Below are 1,345 nucleotides of genomic sequence, written 5' to 3'. Positions count from 1 at the left end.
GACGCGGCCGGCCGCCGCCGGGGCGCCCGGCGGCGCCGATGCAAGCCGGGCGGCGTCGGGCTCAGTGGCGGGCGACACGGGCCGCCACCAGCAGGCCATCCACCACCCCGTCCGCCTCGCGCCGCAGCGGCTCCTCCCGCCATTCCACCGCTTCCAGCCCGCAGGCGGCGAGGGCGGCGGCGACGTAGTCCGGCGCGTGGCGGAAACGGCCATTGGCGCCGAGCTGCCACCGCGCACCGGGCGGCGCCGCCTCCACGCTGAAGAGCAGCAGCCCCTCCGGCGCCAGGCGGGCGCGGCAGCCGGCGAGCAGGGCTTCCAGCCTGCCGAAATAGCAGAACAGGTCGGCGGCGGTGATCAGCGCCTGGGGCGGCAGGGCCAGGGGGCCGTGGAGGGCGGCGGTCGCCTCCGCCTCCTCGAGCCGCGCATAGATGCCCTTGGCGGCGGCCTGCTCCAGCATCCGGCGGGAAAGGTCGATGCCGGTGAGCGGGCCGTGCAGCAGGTCGCAGAGCGCGACGCCGATGAGGCCGGTGCCGCAGCCGAGATCCAGCACCGGGCCGAGCCGGGCGGTGCCGGCCGCAACCTCCGGCAGCAGGGTTTCCACCTGGTGGCGCATCAGCCCCGGCACACGATAGCCGAGCTGGATCAGCGAGGCCTCGAAGCGCGGGGCGTAGCCGTCGAAGAGGGTGCGGACATAGTCATCCGCGGCGCGTTCGGGGGCCACCGCCGCCTCCCCGCCGAGCGCCGCGGCCAGATGGGCGAGGTAGGGATTCTCCGGCGCCAGCCGGGCCGCCGCGGTCAGGTGCCGGGCGGCGCCTTCGGTATCCGCCTCGGCGATCAGCGCATGGGCGAGGACGCTGTGCAGCGCGGCTTCCGTCAGGCCGCGGGCGAGCGCCGCGCGGGCCAGGGCGGCGGCGCCGACGGCATCGCCCGCGACCAGCCGGTTCTGCGCCTCCAGCGCCGCGGCGCCGGGCAGGTCCGGGTGGCGGGCGACGCAATGGGCGAGGATCTCCGCCGCCGCCTCATGCTTCTTCGCCAGCATGAAGGCCTGGCCGAGGCGGAGCTGGATCAGCGCATCCTCCGGCCGGGCCCGGAAGGCCTCGCCGAGGAAGAAGATCGCCTCGTCGAAGCGGCCGCGCTCGGCGAGGATGTTGCCGAGGGCGAGCTTGGCGCCGGGGTCGGCCGGCACCGCCATCACCGCCGCGGCGGCATCGTCGATTGCCTGGTCCAGCCGGCCGCAGGCCTGGCGGGCATGGGCGCGGAGCAGCAGGGCGGGCGCGGCGACGGCCGGGGCGACGGCGCCCGGCACCGCACCGGCCAGCAGGGCGAGGGCCGCCTCCGCCGCCTG

Annotated in this window: 1 protein-coding gene; it reads right to left on the bottom strand. The window is 77.2% G+C overall.

The window, feature by feature from the left end; all coding sequences use genetic code 11:
* Positions 1 to 61: 61 nt before the first annotated feature.
* Positions 62 to 1,345, bottom strand: a 1,284-nt coding sequence (locus NJ376_RS28450) for a tetratricopeptide repeat protein (RefSeq protein ID WP_252956714.1), incomplete at its 5' end; no start/stop codon positions are given.

It is taken from the genome of Siccirubricoccus soli, assembly GCF_024178315.1.
Lineage (GTDB): Bacteria > Pseudomonadota > Alphaproteobacteria > Acetobacterales > Acetobacteraceae > Siccirubricoccus > Siccirubricoccus soli.
This window is presented reverse-complemented; position numbering and strand designations above follow the sequence as displayed.